At 45.6% G+C, this 22,505-nt stretch carries 26 protein-coding genes and 1 pseudogene; 11 read left to right on the top strand and 16 right to left on the bottom strand.

Annotation, left to right across the window (positions count from 1 at the left end; genetic code table 11):
• The first annotated feature begins 212 nt into the window (after positions 1-212).
• From VNN20_17345 to VNN20_17310, 8 genes are all read left to right on the top strand, one after another.
• The gene (locus VNN20_17345) at positions 213-518 is read left to right on the top strand and encodes a hypothetical protein (protein ID HWP93952.1); all 306 of its coding nucleotides are present in this window, start codon (positions 213-215) and stop codon (positions 516-518) included.
• Between the two features lie 263 nt (positions 519-781).
• A complete protein-coding gene (locus VNN20_17340; protein ID HWP93951.1) occupies positions 782-1,399 on the top strand; it encodes a hypothetical protein in 618 nt (205 codons plus the stop codon).
• 78 nt (positions 1,400-1,477) lie between these two features.
• A complete protein-coding gene (locus VNN20_17335; protein ID HWP93950.1) occupies positions 1,478-1,696 on the top strand; it encodes a hypothetical protein in 219 nt (72 codons plus the stop codon).
• Positions 1,697-1,753: 57 nt separating this feature from the next.
• The gene (locus VNN20_17330; protein ID HWP93949.1) at positions 1,754-1,984 is read left to right on the top strand and encodes a DUF433 domain-containing protein; all 231 of its coding nucleotides are present in this window, start codon (positions 1,754-1,756) and stop codon (positions 1,982-1,984) included.
• Positions 1,981-2,349, top strand: a complete 369-nt coding sequence (locus VNN20_17325) for a DUF5615 family PIN-like protein (protein ID HWP93948.1) — start codon at positions 1,981-1,983, stop codon at positions 2,347-2,349. Before VNN20_17330 ends, VNN20_17325 begins: the two co-directional genes overlap by 4 nt.
• A gap of 184 nt (positions 2,350-2,533) precedes the next feature.
• Positions 2,534-4,174: an NAD(P)/FAD-dependent oxidoreductase gene (locus VNN20_17320; protein ID HWP93947.1), complete on the top strand. Its 1,641-nt coding sequence runs from the start codon at positions 2,534-2,536 to the stop codon at positions 4,172-4,174.
• Between the two features lie 820 nt (positions 4,175-4,994).
• Positions 4,995-6,080 carry an LLM class flavin-dependent oxidoreductase gene (locus tag VNN20_17315; GenBank protein ID HWP93946.1) on the top strand — a complete coding sequence of 362 codons (1,086 nt, stop codon included), beginning with the start codon at positions 4,995-4,997 and terminating at the stop codon, positions 6,078-6,080.
• A gap of 48 nt (positions 6,081-6,128) precedes the next feature.
• On the top strand, positions 6,129-6,473 hold the full coding sequence (locus VNN20_17310; GenBank protein ID HWP93945.1) for a phage holin family protein: 345 nt from the start codon (positions 6,129-6,131) through the stop codon (positions 6,471-6,473).
• 264 nt (positions 6,474-6,737) lie between these two features.
• On the opposite strand, the gene VNN20_17305 is transcribed toward VNN20_17310, so the two are convergent.
• The 3 genes and pseudogenes from VNN20_17305 to VNN20_17295 form a co-directional block, all read right to left on the bottom strand.
• On the bottom strand, positions 6,738-7,478 hold the full coding sequence (locus tag VNN20_17305; GenBank protein ID HWP93944.1) for a 4-hydroxyphenylacetate 3-hydroxylase C-terminal domain-containing protein: 741 nt from the start codon (positions 7,476-7,478) through the stop codon (positions 6,738-6,740).
• Between the two features lie 3 nt (positions 7,479-7,481).
• Positions 7,482-8,267: pseudogene (locus VNN20_17300) on the bottom strand (4-hydroxyphenylacetate 3-hydroxylase N-terminal domain-containing protein).
• A gap of 121 nt (positions 8,268-8,388) precedes the next feature.
• Complete coding sequence (locus tag VNN20_17295) at positions 8,389-9,774, bottom strand: hypothetical protein (protein ID HWP93943.1); 1,386 nt, start codon at positions 9,772-9,774, stop codon at positions 8,389-8,391.
• A gap of 317 nt (positions 9,775-10,091) precedes the next feature.
• Here VNN20_17295 and tadA point away from each other — a divergent pair, with 317 nt between their 5' ends.
• On the top strand, positions 10,092-10,565 hold the full coding sequence (gene tadA / locus VNN20_17290; GenBank protein ID HWP93942.1) for a tRNA adenosine(34) deaminase TadA: 474 nt from the start codon (positions 10,092-10,094) through the stop codon (positions 10,563-10,565).
• Here tadA and VNN20_17285 read toward each other — a convergent pair.
• The 13 genes from VNN20_17285 to VNN20_17225 form a co-directional block, all read right to left on the bottom strand.
• Positions 10,562-10,876 (bottom strand): zf-TFIIB domain-containing protein, encoded by a 315-nt coding sequence (locus VNN20_17285; GenBank protein ID HWP93941.1) that lies wholly within the window; start codon positions 10,874-10,876, stop codon positions 10,562-10,564. The two genes, tadA and VNN20_17285, sit on opposite strands and share 4 nt — an antisense overlap.
• A gap of 90 nt (positions 10,877-10,966) precedes the next feature.
• Positions 10,967-11,653: a Jag N-terminal domain-containing protein gene (locus VNN20_17280; protein ID HWP93940.1), complete on the bottom strand. Its 687-nt coding sequence runs from the start codon at positions 11,651-11,653 to the stop codon at positions 10,967-10,969.
• Complete coding sequence (gene yidC / locus VNN20_17275; protein ID HWP93939.1) at positions 11,613-13,334, bottom strand: membrane protein insertase YidC; 1,722 nt, start codon at positions 13,332-13,334, stop codon at positions 11,613-11,615. Before yidC ends, VNN20_17280 begins: the two co-directional genes overlap by 41 nt.
• Before the next feature lie 18 nt (positions 13,335-13,352).
• Positions 13,353-13,580, bottom strand: coding sequence for a membrane protein insertion efficiency factor YidD (yidD, locus tag VNN20_17270; GenBank protein HWP93938.1), 228 nt, complete (start codon positions 13,578-13,580; stop codon positions 13,353-13,355).
• A complete protein-coding gene (rnpA, locus tag VNN20_17265) occupies positions 13,577-13,927 on the bottom strand; it encodes a ribonuclease P protein component (GenBank protein HWP93937.1) in 351 nt (116 codons plus the stop codon). Before rnpA ends, yidD begins: the two co-directional genes overlap by 4 nt.
• Positions 13,924-14,073, bottom strand: a complete 150-nt coding sequence (rpmH, locus tag VNN20_17260) for a 50S ribosomal protein L34 (protein ID HWP93936.1) — start codon at positions 14,071-14,073, stop codon at positions 13,924-13,926. The genes rnpA and rpmH overlap by 4 nt, the downstream gene beginning before the upstream one ends.
• A gap of 132 nt (positions 14,074-14,205) precedes the next feature.
• Positions 14,206-15,447 carry a cysteine desulfurase gene (locus tag VNN20_17255; protein HWP93935.1) on the bottom strand — a complete coding sequence of 414 codons (1,242 nt, stop codon included), beginning with the start codon at positions 15,445-15,447 and terminating at the stop codon, positions 14,206-14,208.
• A gap of 56 nt (positions 15,448-15,503) precedes the next feature.
• Positions 15,504-15,818 (bottom strand): non-heme iron oxygenase ferredoxin subunit, encoded by a 315-nt coding sequence (locus VNN20_17250; GenBank protein ID HWP93934.1) that lies wholly within the window; start codon positions 15,816-15,818, stop codon positions 15,504-15,506.
• A gap of 60 nt (positions 15,819-15,878) precedes the next feature.
• Positions 15,879-16,268 carry an iron-sulfur cluster assembly scaffold protein gene (locus VNN20_17245; protein ID HWP93933.1) on the bottom strand — a complete coding sequence of 130 codons (390 nt, stop codon included), beginning with the start codon at positions 16,266-16,268 and terminating at the stop codon, positions 15,879-15,881.
• A gap of 50 nt (positions 16,269-16,318) precedes the next feature.
• Positions 16,319-17,662: a Fe-S cluster assembly protein SufD gene (gene sufD, locus VNN20_17240; GenBank protein ID HWP93932.1), complete on the bottom strand. Its 1,344-nt coding sequence runs from the start codon at positions 17,660-17,662 to the stop codon at positions 16,319-16,321.
• Positions 17,663-17,688: 26 nt separating this feature from the next.
• Positions 17,689-18,465: a Fe-S cluster assembly ATPase SufC gene (sufC, locus tag VNN20_17235; protein ID HWP93931.1), complete on the bottom strand. Its 777-nt coding sequence runs from the start codon at positions 18,463-18,465 to the stop codon at positions 17,689-17,691.
• A 57-nt stretch (positions 18,466-18,522) separates the two neighbouring features.
• Entirely contained in the window at positions 18,523-19,959 is a 1,437-nt protein-coding gene (gene sufB, locus VNN20_17230; protein ID HWP93930.1) for a Fe-S cluster assembly protein SufB, read from the bottom strand.
• A gap of 24 nt (positions 19,960-19,983) precedes the next feature.
• Complete coding sequence (locus VNN20_17225) at positions 19,984-20,400, bottom strand: Rrf2 family transcriptional regulator (GenBank protein ID HWP93929.1); 417 nt, start codon at positions 20,398-20,400, stop codon at positions 19,984-19,986.
• 553 nt (positions 20,401-20,953) lie between these two features.
• Here VNN20_17225 and ybgF point away from each other — a divergent pair.
• Both ybgF and VNN20_17215 read left to right on the top strand, forming a co-directional pair.
• Complete coding sequence (gene ybgF, locus VNN20_17220) at positions 20,954-21,622, top strand: tol-pal system protein YbgF (protein ID HWP93928.1); 669 nt, start codon at positions 20,954-20,956, stop codon at positions 21,620-21,622.
• 46 nt (positions 21,623-21,668) lie between these two features.
• Positions 21,669-22,394, top strand: a complete 726-nt coding sequence (locus VNN20_17215; protein ID HWP93927.1) for an OmpA family protein — start codon at positions 21,669-21,671, stop codon at positions 22,392-22,394.
• Positions 22,395-22,505 lie beyond the last annotated feature (111 nt).

Genomic DNA, 22,505 nt, shown 5'->3' with positions numbered 1-22,505 from the left:
ATGTGATTTGGACAGCATATGCAGAGTAAACAGACAAAAGAGGGGTAACCTGGTTTTGAAAAGGAGGTTTTATCTGTCTAAAAGCCTTGTTTTACGGGGATGGATTTCTTGATACCTGATTATTTTGGACAGCAGTGTTTTTTGCTAATTAAAGAATTTTTTAAATGAGGTTCCTTTTAGAAAATCTACTTACTTTCTTTTTAAGGGTTATAGTGGCTACAGTGGTAAGTGTTGTTGCTTATTCTTGGAAGTGGTGGATGCCTGCCATTTCTTTTCCCTTGATAATGATTCTTAGTGCTTATATCTATAAACCTTTTTCTCTTTTATGGCCTCTTCATCGGAAGATATTAGAATTGACATTTTATTTAACTGCAACGGCGTATTTGATTAGTCAGGTGATTATTTTTCAAGTGAATGTAGGATCTTGGTATGGTTGGATACTTGGTGTGATTGTTGGTTTGTGTTGCGGTGGAGTTATGGCCGGTTCCCAACAAGATTGGCAGGGATTTAAATTCTGATTAAACATAGTTAATATGAATCTCCACCATAGGAAGACGCTTAAGATAGAGAAGGTAAGATTATTCAATAAAGTGTTAGAAATTTTCCTATTCTGCATTATAGGCCAGATAAGAGCTTTTATTGATTTGAAGGGCAGGAAAAGTTATTGTCAAATCTTAGATAATAGGAGAATTAAGTTATTATAAATCTTGAAGGATAAGTAAGAGCATTCTCAATATCCTACCACTGCTTGAACGGAATTAATGTATTGAGAGGTGTTTTAGTGCTTAAACAGTTGGTTCTTACACTTCTTCTTATCCTCGCTTGCTTAGTGCCGGTGGGCTTTCTCTTATGGCCTTTTAGGGAAACTCTGAATATTTATTCATCCTTGATTCAAGCTATAGCTACGGTGGTTCTTGTTATTGTTACGGCTTTTTATGCTTCAATGATTTGGAAACAAATTAAATTGATGGAGAAACAGGTCGTATGTGATATTCAAATAGCAAGTGCATCTGTTTATGTGGATTTCTCAAACCAGAAATTTACATTTGATCTATCTCTTGATGTTTATAACAAAAATTGTGCGAGTGGTAGCATTACCTTACGTAATCTCATTCTAAAATACCCTGATGGTTCTAAAGAAACCATTTCACAAGATTTTGGATTTGTAAGAGATAAATTTCTAAGTCACAAAACTGACAATGAAAATACTCAAGTAGTATTTTTAAAGGGTGGAGAAATAAAAAACGATCTGAAATTGAGGTATTATCCGGAACTGAATGTTTGTGAGAAAAACAATATTCGTCACGTAGATTTCTGCGTTGAGTATAGAGACAATCTAAGCAATAGTTACAAAGAAGTAAAAGCTGATAAAACATTAAGTCACATTCTACAAGGTTAAACTGTCTGTCGGAGACTCAGTGGCATTGGCACTACAGTACCATATGGTTATGCTAGAAATTAGTAAGGATTGTAAAACATGAAAACCGTAGGCCAACTTACAGTTCTTCAATTAAAAGCCCTTATAGAGGATGTCATCGAACGCAAGCTGATTGAGTTGCTCGGTGATCCCGATCAGAGATTAGAACTTAAACCAGAGGTAAAGGGTCGGCTTCGCCGTACAATCACCGCTGTTAAACAAGGTGAGCGTGGAATTCCTGCAAAAAAAGTTGCAAAAGAGCTGGGGCTAAAATGGTAATTTAGAGTTATCTTCTATCATTTTACTTTTCAATCAACTAAGAATAGAATTAAGAACATGAAGTTTACAAGAATTACAGTTAATCCAAATCAGATGGGTGGTGTGCCTTGTATTCGAGGCTTGCGTATACCGGTAGCAACGATCGTGGGTATGGTTGCCGAGGGCATGTCAGAGGAAGAGATTCTTGAAGCCTTCCCCGATCTAGAACATGAGGATATACGTGAGGCTCTTCGATACGCTGCCGAAGCCGTTAGGGAACATGAACTCCCGCTAGTAGAATCAAAGTGAAATTTCTGGTAGATAATGCCTTGTCACCATTTATCGCAGAGGGCTTGAGAAAAGCCGGATACGATGCCGTGCATGTGCGAGATTACGGAATTCAAAGGGCCGAGGATGAGGAAATTTTTGCCAGGGCTATAGCAGAGAATCGTATTATTCTTTCTGCGGATACAGACTTCGGCACGATATTGGCACTGCGTGAAGAAAGAAAACCTTCCGTAATTATTTTTCGACGGGGCTTAGGACGACATCCTCAGAAACAGTTAGCGCTTTTGCTAGCCAATCTTACAGCTATAGAGCAAGACCTGGAGCAAGGTTGTATAGTTGTATTCGAACAGAACCGAATTCGTGTTCGCCTGCTGCCAATTGGTTAGAAGTAAGTCAAGTAGGCTTTATGCGTAGTCCCTTCTAATGAGGAATAAGCCTTGATTCAAAAGTCAAAGGATTCAGTACCCCTATTACGATTCGCATTGTACGTTTATTGTGATTAGCGATAATATTTGATAATATCTGACCGTGTACCTTACTTAACGTTTCTAGACATTGGGGAGGTGTTTCATGAGCCGTTCGCTATTTTTCAGAAACCTTTCGCGTGCAATTCGTATCGCCCATTTTTGCGAGGATAACAAAATCTCCACAAGAGAGGGATTGGAGCGGATCGCCGAACTTGAATACCGTAAGGCAAAGCGAAGTGCCAGCAGACGTGAATTCCTGGCATACATGGGTAAGCTGGCAATGGTTGGAGCGATTGGTTCAGTTTCCGTGTCGCTCCCGACTTGGGCGGCAAAGCCTCCTGCACCGGACGTGAGTATAGGTATCGTTGGTACTGGCCTGGCCGGTCTTGCTTGCGGATACCAACTCAAGAAGAAGGGCATTACTGCGACTTTATACGATGCGAATGACCGGGTCGGTGGCAGATGTTTTTCTCTGCGTAGTTTCTTTCCCGGCCAAGTTGCCGAGCGGGGAGGGGAGTTTATAGACAATCTACATAAGACCATGCTCGGGTATGCCAAGGAATTCAAGCTCCCGCTTGAGGATGTCGAGAAAAATCCTCCCGGAGAGGTCTTTTATTTCTTCAATGGACAGCATTTTCCAGAGTCTGTTGTTGTGGATGAGTATCGCGATTTTGTGGATGCCATGCGTGTCGACCTGCGCAAGCTCACTCCTCCTACCGCTGATAACTTCACTGAAGACGACGAGATACTCGATTTTACCAATCTCCGAGAATATCTGGAGACGAGAGGTGCCGGGCCGGTAATCTTTGAAGCCATTGAACAAGCCTACATTGCGGAATACGGACTGGAGATAGAGGAGCAAAGCTGCCTCAACTTCCTTCTTTTCATACATGCCGACAAAAGGTCTAAGTTCAGGCCATTTGGCGTTTTCAGCGACGAGCGCTATCATGTCATCGGCGGTAACGACCTGATAGTCGAGGGGCTTCGCAACAGACTGGAGGGACAAATAGAGCTGGGGATGTTCCTGGTTAGAGCAAGAAAGAACGCCATGGGCCGGGTCGAGCTTACCTTCAAGAATGGTTCTAAGACGGTTAGTGTAATCCATGACGCCGTTATATTTGCAATTCCGTTCTCCACCCTCCGTGAAGTTGAATTAGACGAAAGCCTTGAGCTTCCGGATTGGAAACTCCTGGCCATTAACGAGCTTCAATACGGAACAAACGCCAAGATGATGGTTGGTTTCGATGGACGTCCGTGGATTGATCTGGGAAGTAGGGGCACGTCTTACTCGGATTTACTCAATTGTCAAACCACATGGGAGACCAATCCGATAAATGCTACGGCAACACGGGCTATATTGACCGACTACTCCGGAGGAGAACGGGGGGCAAACCTCAATCCCAAGAAAGTGCAAATGGAAACAGGGCTCTTCCTGAACGACCTAGACTTGGTCTATCCCGGTGCTTTAGCGGCGGCTACCAGGGATCCAAATGGCAAGTTCCTGGCGCATCTTGAACACTGGCCTTCCAATCCTTTCGTTAAAGGAAGCTACACATGCAACCATCCCGGATACTTCACCACAATAGCCGATAACGAGGCTAAGCCGGTAGGTAATCTCTACTTTGCCGGCGAGCACACAAGTTCGTTCTACGAATGGCAGGGCTTCATGGAGGGGGCAGCACTCTCAGGAATTCGTGCGGCAAATGAGATTCTCCAAGATATCAAGGTCGCTGCGTTGGGATAACTAAAGCTATCTACAATTTTAGAGTAAAGTATTAAGCCTGATGCTATTTTTCACCCATAAGTGTCAGAGTATAACGCTAGGTGATATGTTACAATTGGCTTATGGGAAGAACAGCGATGGAGGAAGTCAAATTAGAACTAAAAGGAATAACAGTTGAACTCACTTTGGATGACCTGGCTGAAGGACTGCGGAAGCTCTCTAAGAAAGAGTTAGAGTAGCTAGAGATGTTGATTCTTTTAGATGAATTGAGGAAGAGAAGCAAAGATGCTAAGCAAGGCATCCAAAACTTATTCAATCAGACATTGTCAGCTTAAGTTACACTTGTAAAAACTTCTAGACTGGTCATTCTGAACTAAGTGAAGAATCTAAAAAAGATAGATGCTTCGCTTCGCTCAGCATGACCTTTCAGGAACTTGTTCTGACGCTTTGCAAGGGTAGGCTCTTAGTTATCAAAGGATTTAGGGTAGATAAAGGCAAAAGATTTCTCACTTTTAGTTGCAGATTATCACTACAGTGTCTGCAAGCTCACGTCCTGGTTTTCACAATTTTTAAAGATTACCGATTGCATTGTGATTGATCCTTCTCTATTGATTACAAACTTACCTACGGCTCCCGCAATTTAATCCTTCGGATTGTCATCTTGTGTTACCCATCAAATTTCTGATAGAGAAAGAAGTACAGCTCCCCGGTTAAGGCATTTACTTTACATAAGGAATTTACAGGTGGTGGTTTGGTTATGTATACCCAGTTGCATCTCATCGAAGCGTTGTGGTATTATCCAACCATTACAGGCTGATAGCTCGATTGAATGGAGATTTGAATGGAAATCGGCTATTTCACCATGCCCCTGCATCCACCGGGGACTGACTATACCCAGGGGCTCGACGATGACCTGGAGCAAATTACCGTGCTAGACCAGCTTGGTTACCGGGAGGCATGGATTGGAGAGCACTTCACCGCCGGCTGGGAAAACATCCCTGCCCCGGACCTGCTCATCGCCAAAGCGATTCCCTTGACTAAAAACATCATACTGGGAACCGGGGTTTCCTGCCTGCCTAACCACGACCCGTTCGTGCTGGCTCATAGGATAGCCTTGCTCGACCACCTGGCGAAAGGACGTTTTTATTGGGGGGTAGGTGCAGGGAGCTTTATCGGGGACTTCGAGGCGTTTAGAATCAATCCCAAGACCGGAGAGCAAAGAAATTTAACCAACGAGTCGCTCGATTTTATTCTCAATTTGTGGAATAACCCTAAACCTGGTTTATACGAAAACAGCAGATGGAAATTCTGCGTACCCAAGCCTCAAGATGATGTAGCGCTTGGAGTGCATATTAAGCCTTATCAAAAACCCCATCCTCCCATAGCGGTTGCCGGAATTACGGAAGGTTCCGGAACCTTAAGAATAGCGGGTGAAAGGGAATGGATTCCGATGAGTATTAATTTTGCGACAAAAGACGTTTTAAAAACTCATTGGGCTTCGGTTGAAGAAGGAGCGAACAAAGCTGGGAAAACCGCCGACCGTTCGAAGTGGAGAATAGCCAGGGATTTATATGTTGCGGAGACGACGGAAGAAGCCCGCCGAGATGTCAAAGAAGGAACGCTGGCCAGGGACTTTACCGATTATTTTTTCAAGATGGTGCCGAAAATAAGAGGCAATCTAGACATATTCAAGGTTGATAAAACCATGTCCGATTCAGATGTAACTCCGGATTATATGATGGACAACCTGTGGATTGTCGGGAGTCCCGACCATGTGGCAGGGCGCATAAGGGAATTGTATGATTATGTCGGCGCCTTCGGGGTGCTGCTGGTAATGGGTCATGAATGGAAACCAAAAGATAAATGGATTCGCTCGATGAAATTGCTGGCTGAAGAAGTAATGCCGAGGCTTAGAAATTTAGGCTAGTGATGAAATTTTCATGAGTTATCAATTCCCTTAAAGGAGGGTGGCAGAATGCTTCACTTGATAGTTAGCTGGTTTCTTAGTGCTCTTAGTCTGGTGGTTGTTTCTCACATTATTCCCGGTTTTGTGGTGCAGGGTTTTGGCTCCGCTTTAATAGCCGCGGTGGTCATAGGATTAATCAATGCCACCTTGGGTCTCGTGCTCAAAATCCTGACACTTCCCATTTCCATCCTAACATTCGGACTCTTTCTTTTGGTAATTAATGCCCTGATGTTACAATTGGCGTCAAAGCTGGTGTCTGGCTTCGTAGTCAATGGCTTCTGGCCGGCATTCTTCGGAGCAATAGTGTTGGCCATAGTGAACATGGTCCTGAAGGGCCTGGTTTTTGGGGATTAAAAAGATTTTCCCCTTGTGGTTTTTAAATTAAGCCATTCTCGTATTCTTGAACTCAGAGTCCGGGTCCCTTACACTAGACTCTTGGGTACAAGAGCCTTTACCTATGTCTATTGACCTAGCTTCTTAAAAGTTGATATAATCGAGGTATAGACGCGAGGAAGGAAGGTAGAGATGGTGAAGGAATCCCCTCATAGTTTTCCTATCCATATCAAGACCGAGTCCGACTATTGTTTCCCCCTATAAACCTGATACAAGTTAAAGAGGTTACGGGGGAGGAATTAAATGGACGAAATCTTCATTAGTTATAAGAGTTCGGATAAAACAAGGGTGAAGGTCCTGGTCGAAGCCCTGGAGCGAGAGGGCTGGTCTGTATGGTGGGATAGGGAAATTCCTCCCGGTAAAGCTTTCGACTAGGTTATATTCCTGTATTATCTCCATTTTCGCTTCGGGTGAGCCGCCGCTGTGAATGCTTATAACGGAGTACCATCCTCCTTGGTAAGATGCGGTAATGTCTTCGAGGAGTCTTGCAATCTTGACCCTATGATCTGCGGGAACATCTTCCCTTGCCCGCAAATATCTAGAGAGTCTATCCTTTACACTTGGAACCTCCATGTCCTCGGGGTATGGCGATATTACTAGTATCCAGCCCGATACTTCATGAGAAATTTTATACATGTCGTAGATGTTAAGTCCCTGGAGGAGCTTTCCGATATTTGCATATACCGGTTCAGGAGAGAGATTTCCGGCTGGGGTTTCATTCCCAAAGACCGAGGAGGCCACACCGCAGGCGTAGAAGGACTCGGTGAATTTTATGAGTTCCGATATCTTTTCTCGTATGTGGCCTACTTTCATCGGGTCTAACCCGTTTGCCTCGGCCATAAGGGTGGAGGCGCCGATTAGCATGTCTCCAAGCCCGGCCCGGCATCCGATGCAGCTTAGCCGGTGATGGGTTGCAAATGCTTCTGTGAGCGAGCCGGCGTATTGCCATTCTCCCGCAAGAAACACCCTCTCCCAGGGGACAAAGACATCGTCGAAAAGAATCATAGCGGTTGCCTGTCCGTAGCCTGAGCTAAGTTCAGCCTCTTTCTCGTTCGGCCTTCCCCCCTGCCTTGAAACCATCTCTATTCCCTCGGCATCGACGGGCACTGCAAACGATACGGCATAGTCTCGGTCGTTTTCAGTCATCGCTCTTGTAGGGAGGACAATTATCTCGTGTGTGTAGGGCGCGCCGGTTACGATGGCCTTTACACCCCTCACTACTACCCCTTCGCTTTTTCTCTCCACGACCCTAAGATAAAGATCCGGGTCTTCTTGCTCATGCGGCCTTTTAGTTCTATTACCCTTGGCGTCGGTCATGGCCACGCAGGTGGTAAGGTCCTCGCTTTGCACGTATTGCAGCTATTCGAGGAATCTCGGATGATACTCAGTGCTAAGCTCATGGTCTATTTTATGTGTGGTCTCGAAGAGGGCGTTCAGGGCATCGTGGGTCAGGTATCTCTGGGCACAGCCAGCGGTGCGACAGAGAAGCCTGGTCATCTCCAGCTTTTTGAGGAGGTCCTCCGTGCCGGTGTTTATGTGGAGGAGACGACTTACTTGTTTGCCGGTTAGGTGTAAAGTGGACGGCATGATTTCCTGGTACTCGGGCTTTAGTGCATAATCGTAGGTTAGGGATACGGCATTAATACCCGGCCAGAGAAGTGGCTCGTCGGGAACGCTCTGCACAAGCTTACCTTTTATATAAACTATGGGGTGGAGCCTTCTCAAACTTTCGACGTATTCTTGGGGAGTTTTCATTGATTATTTTGCATGAATGAAATTGTTATATGGCGGAGGAATAGAGAATCCAACAATATTGAGATATGCTATTTGCTGTAGGGAACGCATATATGCGTTCCCTACAGTGGTTTCTGTGTAATTAGGCTCTTGCCCGTTTCTTATTCTGACTGGCTCGGATTCTTTTTTTCTCTACCTTGTGTGCAAACGGGTCTTCCATCTCCGGGTGGAACATGCGGAAGTGGTTAAGATGCATATCTGAATATGAGCCTTTTGGGTAATACTTATCGTAGAACTCGACGTCAATGTGCATTGCCTGAAATACCAGGCGCATATACATTGGGTCGACAAAAGCGGGAAACCGGCCGTACGTATCGTATATGTAATTGGCAACATCCTTGACGATCTGTATTGTAGTCTGAGTAGGCTTGGGGGCTTTCATGATGTGTTTGTCCGGTTCTTGGTAGGGAAAGGGCTTTTCCGGCTTCCAGGCGCTTTCCTTATGTTCATGGAAGGCGTCGATCGCCTCATTCATGTCTTTGTAATATGGAGGACAGTATCCTTCAAATACGCCGTCTCTCCCCACTGGTACAGTAGTAGGAGGGTCAATCGCCCCCTTTTTGGGCTGGATAAACCTGAATCCCAGCCCTCGGAAGAGTTGTGGAGCCGCACCCATGGCAAAACGGGGAATAAAACCGCTGAACGTCCATCCGGCAAGGCCTAACGCCTGGAGGGCAAGACTCATGTTCTGGCAAATGAAGGCCTGCTCTACGTTTAATCCGGTTAGAATCCTCACTTCGAGGTCAAACAAGGAAAGCTTTACGTTTTCTTTTATTCTTCCCTTTTTAATCCATTGCTCCATTCCGGCCGGTTTTCCGGTAAGGTCATCGATGATCTGGAATCCGTAAGAGTGGCTGCAGTATAAGTGAAGCAGATTAAGATATTCCTCTGTTACGTCGGTTACCGGGATGAAGGTAGTTGTTCCGGGTTTATTCGTATTCCATTGATTGAACTCGAAAAGACCAGGCATGCGGTCGGGTAGCTGCGCCCTGCCGTCTTCGAGCTTTACCAAGCTTTCCCTATATAGTTCTAGAATTCTTTCCATCTTTTCTTCACGGCTCATCTTGAAGAACATATCCAGTTCGTGTTTTTGGGGAAGCATGTGTTTTACGTTGACGAAATAAAGTCCGTTGTCGTTGGTAAAGAATAGCTCCGTTCCGTGGTTGTTGCAGGCGGAAGGCCAGGTGCGGCCGGTCCATTGACAGAGAAGGTCGATCCCCGTTTCCGGTGGCAGGTCGGCCAGGCAAAGCCCGGTGAGTCCGGTTCCGGCCCACACTAATAAAGCCTCTTCCATCTCGTCAAGAGGGATAGGGGGTGCAGATGACCTGAATTCGAGTGAGCTGTCCTTTAACTCCATGCCCAACCCGAAGCGCCGGGAGCGACGATTAAGTATGGAGTCAAATAGGGGATATTTAAGGGCTGCCTCATAGCCCTTGTTGAGAAACGAGTTGTTGTTTTTCTTGGCCATTGTACCTCCTTCAGGTTGGTGATTGGGGTTCATTAAAAATTTAAAATAATAAGCGGGAAAAATCAAATTATGCATGTATGGAGATTCCTATTAAACTCACCCCCGTTGGAGATACATATTATAGTAATAAATCTAAACAAGGTGCATGCTGAAAAATTATTCAAAGACTCTAAATTGAAGATATAACCTTTAAGATTTAATCAATCGATAATGACAGTATTTTTCTGGCGAGGGCATATGAGCGTTGGCCAAAATAAAAGGGGGTATCCTAACTTGCCTTCTTGGATTCGACTAGCGTAAAATTTAAGTACGCTGACATGACAACCAATTCCGACGACGGAAAATACATGCGTCTGGCTATCGAGGAGGCGATAAAGGCCAGGGATATGGGGGAGGTACCGGTTGGTGCAGTAATTGTAGGCGAAGATGGTGAAATTATTTCTAAAGCCCATAACCTTTGTGAAACAACCAGTGACCCGACGGCACATGCCGAAATCCTGGCAATCAGGGAAGCGGCGAGGAAGCTCGAAAATTGGCGTTTAACTGGTGCAACCCTCTACGTTACGCTTGAGCCTTGTGCGATGTGTATGGGAGCGATGGTACTGGCCAGGATTAAAAGGGTTGTGTTTGGGGTATTAGATTCGAAGTCCGGGGCGGTTATGTCTCTCTACAATATCGGTGTGGATAGAAAGTTAAACCACACCGTGGAGGTTAAAGAGGGGGTATTAAAAGATGATTGCGCTTTTCTATTAAGAGATTTTTTTAAAAGCATCCGTCTGGGAAAATCTTAGCGCGGCCTGAATAGGTCCACTATTTCTCTCACCACGCTTTTTTCCTCAGCACCGGCCAGTTTCTCCAACTCGCCGTTATCCAGCCATACACCGTTACAGGCTTTGCATCGGTCAATCTTTATTCCCCGGAAGAGAACTTCATTCAAGTCTCCACCGCATTTGGGGCATTTCATGAAGCAGATACCCTTTATGTTCTGCTTTTGCTCCTCTATTACTTCCGCTTTCAGTTTCTCTTTGAGACGTTTCAACTTTTCAGCATCTTCCCGGGCAAAATACTCATCCTCGGTTTTTGAGGGCTTCTCTTTACTCATGGGGATTAATCTCCTTGGAGTTTATTCTCAAGAAAGACATTTTTACGATACAAATTCCAAGATTTGGCATACGCTGAATTAAATATTATCTCAGTCCGCTTTCCTCTCAAGCGATTGTCTATTTCTTTCTCCGTTACGCCTTTGCGGTGCTATAATTATTCTTTTTTCTTCGCCGGCAATTTTTGTCTCGAACTTAATGCCCTCTTCGTGTTTAAGCGTCATATAGGCTATCCTTCTCTCAAAAGCAGACATTGGTTCGAGGGTGAGCGGCCTTCCTGACCGGCGAACTTTTTTGGCGGCGTCCCTGACCATCTTTGATATGTTTGATTCTCTTCTTTTCTTGTATCCTTCTATATCTATCGAAATCCTTTTTTCTTTTCCTTCTCCACTGGAGCGTCCAGCGATTTTACCGATTACGAACTCCATTGCCCGGAGCATCTCTCCCCTCCTTCCTATGAGGAGGCCTCTATTTTCGCTAGTTTTTACGTCTAATTTGATCTTATCTGCCGTTTCCCGGAGGCTGGTTGAATAGGTAGGGACAAAAAATCCCAGGATTGCTTCGAGGGCTTTTTTAGCTTTTAACCCCTTTTCACTCACACCTTCCCTCTTTACCGTGACCCGCACTTTGGCATTTTTACCCCCTATTCCCAGAACCCCCCTCGAGCCCTCTTCCAGGACCTCGACAATTAATTCGTCTCTAGCCAGGCCTAATTCCTCGCAAACGTTTATTATTGCCTCAGACACTGTTTTTCCTTCCCTTTCTATCACTATCGGCATCTTTGATCCCTCCTTTAGCCGCTTGAACAAATCGACGGTTTACGTACAGTTGTTGTAGTATTGAAAGAATGTTACTTACAGTCCAATACAGTATCAACCCCGAAGGAAGCCCCCAAAACATGACCGTGAAGATTAAGGGCATAAACTCCATCATCTTCATCTGCAGCATATTGTCTGCCCCTGGAGCTGCGGTAGTAGGTGTCATCTTCTGCGATACATACCAGGATGCCCCCATGGCCAGGGGAAGAATCCGGAAGGGGATTCCTATGCCCGGTATGTCAAAAAGCTTTTCCGGCTCTGAAAGGTCGTTTATCCATAAAAATGAGCTATGCCTGAGCTCTATAGAGTATAACAAAACGTCGTAGAGTGCGATGAAAACAGGAATCTGTACCAAAAGAGGTAAGCAGCCGCCTAGGCTACTCAAGGGATTTATCCCATGGCTGGTATACAGTTTCATGAGCTCGGCATTCTGCTTGGTCTTATCATCCTTGTATTTTTCCTTTAGGGCATCGATCTTGGGCTTTAACTCCTGCATCCTTAACTGCATTTCCTTCATAGAAGCCATGCTCTTTATGGTCAAGGGGAGAAAAATTAACCTGATGATAATGGTAATAACGATGATAGAGACCCCGTAGTTTTTGAACACCTTGTCTAGTTCTTTGAGAAACCAGAGCATCGGCCTTGCCAGAAATCCGACCCATCCATATTTGATTGATTTCTCCAGTCCAAATCCTACAGAGCGTAAAACCTCATAATCCATGGGTCCGAGGTATAGATTAGATTTGTGCACAGATGTGCTCCCAGGCGGAATTTTATCTGGTGGATAACTGAACACCGTCTTGGCGAACCCATCTTTTTCAGTATTGGTGAGGCTCAGTTGGGTTTCACTCCCTATGCCCGGCAGGAATACGGATAAGAAATACTTGTCTGCAAAACCAAACCAGTTTACCGTCCCCTTGAACAAGGTTGTTTCTTGGGGTAGCTTCTCTACCCGCTCTACCGAGCCGGAAACCATGGCTATATAATAGGAATTTTTGTAATTGTCTCCGTCTTGCTTTATATCGCCGTAAGATTCGATTAAAAGAGTTTCGGTTAATGGAGACTCGGTTTGATTTGTCACTTCTACTCTCTGCTTTATGAGATAGCTAGAGGGGCTTATTTCCAATATTCTTCTTATTGTTATTCCGTCGGGTGATTCCCAGTAAAGTGCTATCTCCCGCTCCTCTTTATCGACGATTATCTCATCGGCGCCGTCAAATTTAAAGGGAATGGGGTTTGGGATCTTCAGGCCCTCGAGCCTCAAATTAGTGTTGAAATCGGGCGGGGAATCTTGGAGGAGGTTAATAGGAGGAGAACTGGGGTCGGTTCCTTCTCTATATTTTTCCAGCTTCCACTCGACCAGCCTCCCTCCGGCCGTATCGATTTGTCCTGTATATAAGGGGGTTTTAATCGTAATTAGCCTCCCTTGTGGCGGGGTTAGCTGGAGTTCGAGTTCCTGACCGGAGCTTTGTATCTCTTCTTCTATTATCGGAGGTTCCACACTCTCTGTGCGTTCACCCTGCACCGTTTTTTGCTCGGTTTGTTTTTGCGGGGTTTTTGGGGCAAAAAACGAGGTATAGACAAATATTATCAGGAACGATAAAACAAAGAAAAGTATGTAGTTAAGCCTGGTGCGATCCATAATTTGGGAAACCTTTTATTAGTTGACCGGGTCATACCCTCCGGCGCTCTGGGGATGACATCTGGAGATTCTTTTTAGAGAAAGCCATAGCCCTCTTGAAAAACCGTATCTGCGGAACGCCTGGAGTGAGTACTCCGAACAGCTAGGATAAAATCGGCAAGAAGGAGGTAAAATAGGAGAAATAAAAAGCTTATAAAGCTCTAGTAATAAAGCTACCCAAAAAACCAAGGGATTCCTCGTTCTCATAACTCCGACCTGAATGCGCCTACGATCTCTCTCTCCGCCCGGGCATAGTCGAGCTTCTCGGTGGGCTTCCTCGCCATAAACAACACGTCAAATGAGTCAAATGAAGATTTATTGCGCCTGAAAACCTCTCTTAAAATGCGCTTAATGCGGTTTCTTTCCACCGCATTAAGCGAGACTCTTTTGCCTACCACTAATCCCAACCGTGGCGTTCCCAAAGAATTAGGGGCGTATATGACCGTAAAATGCTCTGTATAGAGTCTGACCCCACTCTCAAAAACCTCTTTAAACTCAGAGCTTTTTCGGATTTTTAACTCGCTAGGTAAATCGGAACTCAAAGGAAACGTCATTTCTTCCAACGTTCAACCGTTAGACGGTGCCTCCCCTTGGCTAACCGTCTCTTCAGAGTGCGTCTCCCGCCTTTAGTGCTCATCCTTTCGCGGAATCCGTGTACCCTCAGTCTTCTCTTGGCATGGGGCTGGTAAGTCCTTTTCATCTTAGGCGTGTAAAGTAACACGAAAAATTATAAAGGTCAAGAAACGGTGAGGCTAATCCCAGGCGATACGAAATTGCTCAAGTGGGCATACGAGCCCGACCCTCTCCATAGCTTGTCGGGATATAGAAAAAATTAGGAATGAACGGATGGCCAGCCCGATATTTTAAAAACCCTGATTATTTTATGTAGGGTGGAAATTAATCTGTCGATGTCTTCCTTTGTGTTATAAATGTACAAACTGACCCGGACAGCATTTTCTATTCCCAGTCTTCTCATGAGCGGCTGGGCACAGTGGTGACCGGAACGTACGGCAATCCCCTCCTCATCTAGGATTCCGGCAACATCATGTGGGTGAATCCCCTTTATATTGAAAGTAATGACTCCTACCCTTTCTTCGCTCGACCCATAGAGTTCTATACCGGACAAGTCGGATAAACTCTCCAGTGTGTAGTTCAAGAGCTCTTGTTCGTGGGAGATTACACTGGCCATGCCGATGTTGTCGAGGTAATCCAGGGCTGCACCCAGTCCGATCCCGCCGGCTATATTAGGCGTTCCGGCCTCATATTTCCATGGCAGTTCATTCCAGGTAGATTTCTCTAGTGTCACCGTCTCTATCATATCTCCGCCAAATATGAATGGGGACATGTTATCAAGCACTTCCCGCCGGCCGTAAAGAAACCCTATTCCGGACGGCCCCAGCATTTTGTGGCCCGAGGCCACCAGAAAATCACAGTCGAGGGCAGAAACGTCGATAGGTATATGTGGTGCCGACTGGGCGGCGTCCACTAAGACCAATGCGCCAAGCTTTTTTGCTTCTGCAATCACTTCCTTAACCGGATTCACGACCCCCAGAACGTTTGATGCATGGATGATTCCAAAGAGTTTAGTCCTCTCGGTCAATAGTTTAGGCAGGTCGTCAAGTTTAAGCCTTCCCCCATCGTCTACGTCCAGGAATTTAAGGGTGATTCCTCTTTGTTCTCTTAGCATTTGCCAGGGGACGATGTTTGAATGATGTTCCATCATGGTGATTAAAACCTCATCCCCCTCTTTGAGGTTGTGTAGTCCCCAGCCGTATGCAATTAGGTTTATAGACTCGGTGGCGTTCCTAGTGAATACGACCTCACGCCAGCTCTTGGCCCCGATAAACCGGGCAACCTTTTTGTGTGCTTCTTCATACAACTTGGTTGACTCATAGCTCAGGGTGTGAACTGCCCGATGAATATTGGCATTGGTCTCCTCATAAAATTTCTTCTCCGTCTCGATTACTCTCCTGGGTTTTTGGGTGGTGGCAGCATTGTCCAGATAAACGAGGGGCTTTCCATGGACCCGGCGTTCAAAGATAGGAAAGTCCTTCTTAATTTCATAAGGATCAATGCTGGTATAAATTCTTCCCATGGTTATTTTCCAAGCAGGTTAAGCCGACTGCTTAATTAATTTTCTATCAAAACATAAATATCTTCGCCTTCCACCTTGACCTCGAAGGTTTCCACTGGTTCGACAGCGGGAAGAGAAAGAACATCTCCCGTCCGCACATCAAACGAAGCGGCGTGATAAGCACAGGTTATAACCTCACCGTCCAGTAACCCGTCAGAGAGAGGATATTCCATGTGGGTACACTCGTCCTTGATTGCAAAAAACTCTCCATTTACACGACAGATGGCTATTACCAGGCTGTCAACCACGAATGACCTAACCTCTCCATCCGGTATGTCGGATTTTTTTGCTACTTTTATGAATTGAGACATTCATCAATACCTTTATCTTTATATATTGAAAGGCTTTTTCGCCACTCGACTAATAACCCTTCACTCTTCTTCACCCGGCCAGTGGGTTATACCAAATAGTCCTGATTTTAGGACCTTTAACGCTAGGGTCGCACATTTAAATCTTATCGGACTGACCCTTATCCCCAATGCGCTCAAGATATCATCCTTGGTCATTGTCTTGATGTCATCCAGGTTCCTTTCCATTATCATCTCGGTCAACATTGATGCTGCAGCTTGACTTATTGTGCATCCTTTTCCGGAAAACTTTGCCTCTGTTACCTTATTGTCAGTAATCTTTAGGTCGATCCTGACGACATCTCCACACTCTGGATTCCCCTCCTCATGAGATATATCCGGTTCCGGAATAATTCCATGGTTCCTGGGGTTCTTGTAGTGATCCAGGATGTATTCCATCTGATCCAAGCTCATCTTTAGCCTCTTTCAGCAGACTTACAGTAGGAACAGGGCATGGCGTGTTCCTACTCAATCTCAATCTCTGTTTTTTCGATCACCTTTCCCTGAATGAACCAATTCTTGACCAGTCCTTCTAGGTAATTACGGATTGGTTCGACCTTGACTCGCTCCAGAATCTCGCTGGTAAAGGCAAAAAGCAATAGGGCTCTTGCCGACTCCAGCGAGATACCGCGGGAACGCAGGTAAAAGATAGCGTTTTCATCTAACTGCCCAATCGTCGCCCCGTGGGTGCATTTTACATCGTCGGCGTATATTTCGAGCTGGGGTTTCGTATCGATCTGAGCCTGGTCGGAGAGGAGAAGATTCCTGTTGGTTTGTTTAGCATCGGTTTTTTGCGCATCCTTATGCACTATTATCCGGCCGTGGAAAACACCTCTAGACCTTCCGTCAAGAATACCTTTATACAGTTGTCGGCTATCACAGTGGGGGCTTGCATGCTCGACCCGCATGTAATTATCCATATGCTGCCGTCCGGTGGACATGAAAAGCCCGTTTATGAAGCACTCGGAACCCTCACCAGCCAGCACCGGATGGACATTATTCCTCACCAGCGCACCTCCCAGCAGTATGGAGTTGGAGGTAACGCTGCTGCTTCTACCCTGCTGGATTCTGAGGGTAGATATGTTAAACGCCCTTTTGCTCTCACACTCGATCAGGTAATGCCGAAGCACGCTATTTCTGCCCACTACCGCCTCGGTGGCCGCATTCGAGAAGTACAGGCTGTCACTAAGTGCGGCGTAGTGCTCTACGATAACGGCTTCACAGTTGTCACCCATAACGATTAAGTTACGTGGATGATACAGCGTTGGAGCGTCGACCTCGGTGGAGATGTATAAAATCTGGATGGGTTCCTTTAGAACGGTGCCGGACGGAATATAAACAAGTGCCCCGTCTTCCAGAAAAGCGGTATTAAGGGCTAAAAATGCGTCCTTTTTATAGTCGGCGTAGCGGGACAGATGCTCTTCGAGCAAGCCATTCTCGTATTCTATTGCTCGAGTAAGGCTTAAAATCTTTACGTTGTCCGGAAGGTGAATCAGGTTAGAGTTCTCCTCCGAATATCTACCGTTTACGAAGACTAGCCGTGTATATTCCAAACCCAGGAATGTTAATGACTTCAGCTCATTTTGTGATATTCGCACGTGGCCGTTGTCCGATAGTTGAAATGAGGTTCGAGCAATAGGGGCCGTATTAGTGAAGCGCCAGTCCTCATCACCGGTAGTAGGAAATCCAAGCTCGGCGAAGCGGGTAATTGCTTCCTGGCGGAGCTCTTTTAACCATGTTATATCATTTCCGGGTGCGTTCTTTTCGAACTCGACGAATCCTTCAAAATAGCCTTCGATGTCTTTCATTTTGATTATCTCCATGGTCAGCTCCCTTATCGAATATTGGTTGCTGCGGCACTCTCTGGTTGACTTTGAACCCAAGTGGTATAACCCTTTTCTTCCAGTTCAAGCGCCAGGTCCTTGCTACCCGACTTGACTATCCGGCCGTCGACTAATACATGAACGTAGTCGGGTACTATGTAATTCAGCAACCTTTGGTAGTGGGTGATTACCAGAAAACCGCGTTCTTCGTTGCGCATGGAGTTAACGCCCCTAGCCACGACCTTGAGAGCGTCGATATCCAGTCCGGAATCGGTCTCGTCCAATATGCATAGCTTGGGCTCGAGCACAGCCATTTGAAAAATCTCATTTCGCTTTTTCTCCCCTCCGGAGAACCCTTCGTTGACTGACCTTTGGAGCAGGCTCTCATCCATATCCAGGAGTTTTATCTTGTCCCTGACCATCTTGACGAATTCAACATGTTTAAAAGGTTCGAGGCCGTGGTGTTTGCGTATGGCGTTTATGGCCTCTCTCAGAAAATAGGTATTGGCAATACCCGATATTTCTACCGGGTATTGAAAGGCCATGAATACCCCCTCACGAGCGCGTTCTTCTGGGGCCATCTCCAGCAGGTTTTTTCCGTGATATAATACCTCCCCCTCAGTAACCTCATAGCTTTCTCGTCCGGCCAAAACCTGTGCCAGCGTGCTTTTTCCGGAGCCGTTTGGTCCCATTATTGAATGGACTTCACCCGCGTTCAGCTTTAAGTTAACACCCTTAAGAATCTCTTTGCCTTCTACCTTCACATGTAGGTTTCTGATTTCGAGCATAGTTCCTCCTCAACTAATTAAATGTTTAGAGCTAACTGTACAGGATCATTTGACAATTTAACCGACGCTACCCTCAAGACTAATGCTTAATAGCCTCTCCGCCTCGACGGCGAACTCGAACGGCAGTTCACGGAATACCTCCTTACAGAACCCGTTTACGATTAAAGAAACCGCATCTTCGGCCGAAAGACCACGCTGCTGGCAGTAGAATATCTGGTCCTCCCCGATCTTAGATGTAGTGGCCTCATGTTCCATCCTGGCCGTAGAGTTGTTTACCTCGATGTATGGAAAGGTATGAGCCCCGCACTTGTCTCCGATGAGTAATGAATCGCACTGGGTATAGTTGCGGGCCCCGGTTGCACTCTTTGCAATCTTGACCAATCCCCGATAGGTGTTTTGGCCGTAACCGGCAGAAATGCCCTTGGAAACGATGGTGCTGCTGGTGTTCTTGCCTATGTGTATCATCTTTGTACCGGTGTCTGCCTGCTGACGGTTATTGGTCAGTGCTACCGAGTAGAATTCACCGACGGAGTCGTCACCCTCCAGGATACAACTCGGGTACTTCCAGGTGATGGCCGACCCGGTCTCCACCTGGGTCCAGGAGATATGGGAATTGCGGCCCATGCACCGGCCTCTTTTTGTGACAAAATTGTAAATACCCCCTTTCCCCTCCTTATCACCCGGATACCAGTTCTGAATAGTGGAATACTTGATAGTAGCGTTATCGTGGGCGATTAGCTCTACGACAGCGGCGTGTAGCTGGTTTTCATCGCGCTTGGGAGCGGTGCATCCCTCCAGGTAACTCACGTAGCTGTTTTCATCGGCAATGATCAACGTACGTTCAAATTGGCCGGTGTTCTCGGCGTTTATTCGGAAATAAGTGGATAATTCCATCGGGCAGCGAACACCTTTTGGGACATAAACAAAGGACCCGTCGGTAAACACGGCGGAGTTCAAGGCGGCAAAGAAGTTATCATTGTGGGGTACGACAAATCCAAGGTATTTTTTGACTAAATCCGGGTATTCTTGCACCGCTTCGGATATTGAGCAGAATATAATACCCAGCTCCGCCAGCTTTTCCTTGAACGTGGTAATCAAAGAGACGCTATCAAAGACAGCGTCTACTGCGACACCAGCAAGCATCTTCTGCTCCTCCAAGGGTATTCCCAGCTTCTCATATGTTGCCCTAAGCTCGGGGTCTATTTCATCTAAACTTTTAGGTTTTTCCTTTTGTTTTGGAGCCGCATAATAACTAATGGCCTGGTAATCTATGGGCGGGTAATGAACGTTTTGCCACTTTGGCTCTTCCATAGTAAGCCAATGCCGATAGGCCTTCAGTCGCCACTCTAAGAGCCAATCCGGCTCGTTCTTCTTTGCGGATATTAATCGGATAATCTCTTCGTTCAAGCCGCGGGGCGCAATTTCTTGCTCAATTTTGGTGACGAACCCATACTTGTATTCTCGTTTTGTAAGTTCATCGAAATCGACACTCATTAAAAACCTCCTATGTTTGTCGGTTTAGACAGCTTTGATCCTATCCTGATTAAGCATGTCCTCTAAAGTGGTGCTCTCCAGCGTTTTGATCATGGTGACCTGCAGTTTGTCCCAAATGGGTAACTGTGGGCAGGTTTCGAATAGAGCACAAATCGCATCCTTATCCATACAATCAATCATCCTGAACTCACCCTCGATCGCCTCGTATATCTCCTTCAGGTTAATTTCGCTTGGGGACTTGCGAAGGGCATAACCACCCTCTGGCCCGACCACCGATCTTACTAGCCCTTTGTTGACCAATCTTCGCATAATCTTAGCTAAGTAATTCAGTGGAATATGTTGGCTTTCGGCAATTTCTTTCATGCTGAATCGGTTAATCGGTTTCCTGCTCATGAATGTTAGCGACCTCACTGCATAATCTAAGGTTTTGCTCACCTGCATGTCTATGGAACCGTTCTATTATTGTGGACTTTATACATCCACGTAGTTTAAATTAACTGGCAGTTGTCAGACTGTCAAATCTATATTTGAGTGCTTACATCAACGGATGGGCCGATTCAGAAACATCAATCACAATAAGTTACCCGTTGATTAAAGCCTTGTCTATGTTTACTGGCCTATCGGACAGAATTAAGAAAAAATTATTTGTTTCAGGGTAGTAAAATACGGGTATTTCAGTTGATATTTCGAGAGTGGTTTAGGTAAATTGTTTTTTGTTGGAATTGAAAAATCTCTTGACTTAGAAATTAAAATAAGGTAAGAATCTCTTGGAGTAAGTGTTTAATACGAATAGGTCGAACCAATCAGAATTCGAGCGAGAAGGAGCGTAGAGGAGGAAAACGCTACATTAATGCAACTCAAGGTAGCTATTCTGGAGTTGACTCCTGTACATTATCATGTTGCCCTCGCCATTACCGGGTAATAGTGGATGAATTTTACGTTTGTTTTTTTGTCCATTTGTATTTGTGTTTTTAGTATGCCGCTTACAGGATGTGTGGCTACAACAGACGATATGAAGGGATTATATGCGAGGCAAACTCGGCTGGAAGCAAGGGTTGAACGGATTTATCAGGATGTCGAATCGCTTAAAAAACAGTCTTTGGCTGGTGGTAGTAGTGACGAGAAACAATTAGCAGAAATAGAGGCGAGCTTGGCTGAGCTAGAGCAATCTTATTCAGAATTAACTAAACGTTTAAACAACTTGGAAACTAGGACGATGTCTAGTGTGCCGGCGCCCAGCCACAGCGGGAGTTTTACCGGTCCCGGAACGAGTGCTCTTCAGTATGAGGCGCGGGTATATGAAGAGGCTTATAAAAATTTGGCTGAAGGGAATTACATAGAGGCTAGGAATCAATTCAAACAATTCATGGCCGGTTATCCCAATTCCGCTCAGGTTGCGGATGCACAGTACTGGATAGCGGAGTCTTATTATAGAGAGGGGAAATTCGAGGAGTCCATACTAGAATTTCAGAGGTTCATTGATACGTATCCCAAGGATAACAGGGTGCCGCTTTCATATTTGAAACAAGGTCTTTCGTTGATAAATATCGGAAGAAATGAGGAAGCAAAGCTATTTCTTCAGACTTTGATCGATAAATACCCAAACTCGGAAGAGGCTAGAATAGCCAGGGAAAAATTACGGGAACTTGCAGTAAAGCGTTAAAAATATTATTATAGAGAGTAAATAATCTTAAAGGAGGTACAGTAAAATGAAAAGGGATAAACTTCTTCTAGTTTTTCCCGTTTTGGTTCTTGCGTTACTTTATTTTGCTAGTTGTGCTACCCCTCCCCCGACCCAGGAGCTCGCTGATGCCGAGGCAGCGGTTGCGGCGGCGAAGGAAGCTGGATGCCCAGCCTGTGCACCCGAGGAATGTGCGGCGGCTGAAAGTGCTCTGGCACGGGGTAAAGCTCTTGCTGGTGAGTTCTGTAGCGAGCTAGAGGCCCGCAGGCTTCTTATTGACGCTAAGGCAAAGGCTGATGAGGCCAGAGCAAAATGTCAACAAGTAGAAGTTCCTCCTCCCCCTGAGACCATGGGTGAGGTTGCCCTTAACGATATATTCTTTGATTTTGATAAGTCCAATATTAGACCTGATGCAGAGCCGGTGCTTCAGCAGAACGCCGAGGTTCTGAAGAACAACCCGGACGTTACCGTCGTAATCGAGGGATATGCAGACATAAGAGGTACGCCGGAGTATAACTTAAGGCTCGCCCAGAGAAGGGCAGATGCTACAAAAGCGTACCTGGTTCAGCTAGGGGTTGATCCTAACAGGATACAAGCCATAGGAAAGGGTGAGACTTCAAAATTTGCTGCGGGTACTACCGAAGAAGCATATCAGCTTAACAGAAGGTCTCAATTCATTCCGGTACAGCCAGGGGCAATGCCAGGAGCAAGGATTTTCTTCAAGTTTAACGAGGAGAGCAAACCTACTCTATAAAAGTAGTTATTAATTTAGAGTAGAAAAATTATATTATGGGAAAGAAGCAATCGCTTCTTTCCCATCCCATTATCCGGCTTATTTCTTCACATTATGTTTTGCGGTAGAGGT

This window comes from Thermodesulfobacteriota bacterium (genome assembly GCA_035559815.1).
GTDB lineage: Bacteria > Desulfobacterota_D > UBA1144 > Nemesobacterales > CSP1-2 > DATMAT01.
This window is presented reverse-complemented; position numbering and strand designations above follow the sequence as displayed.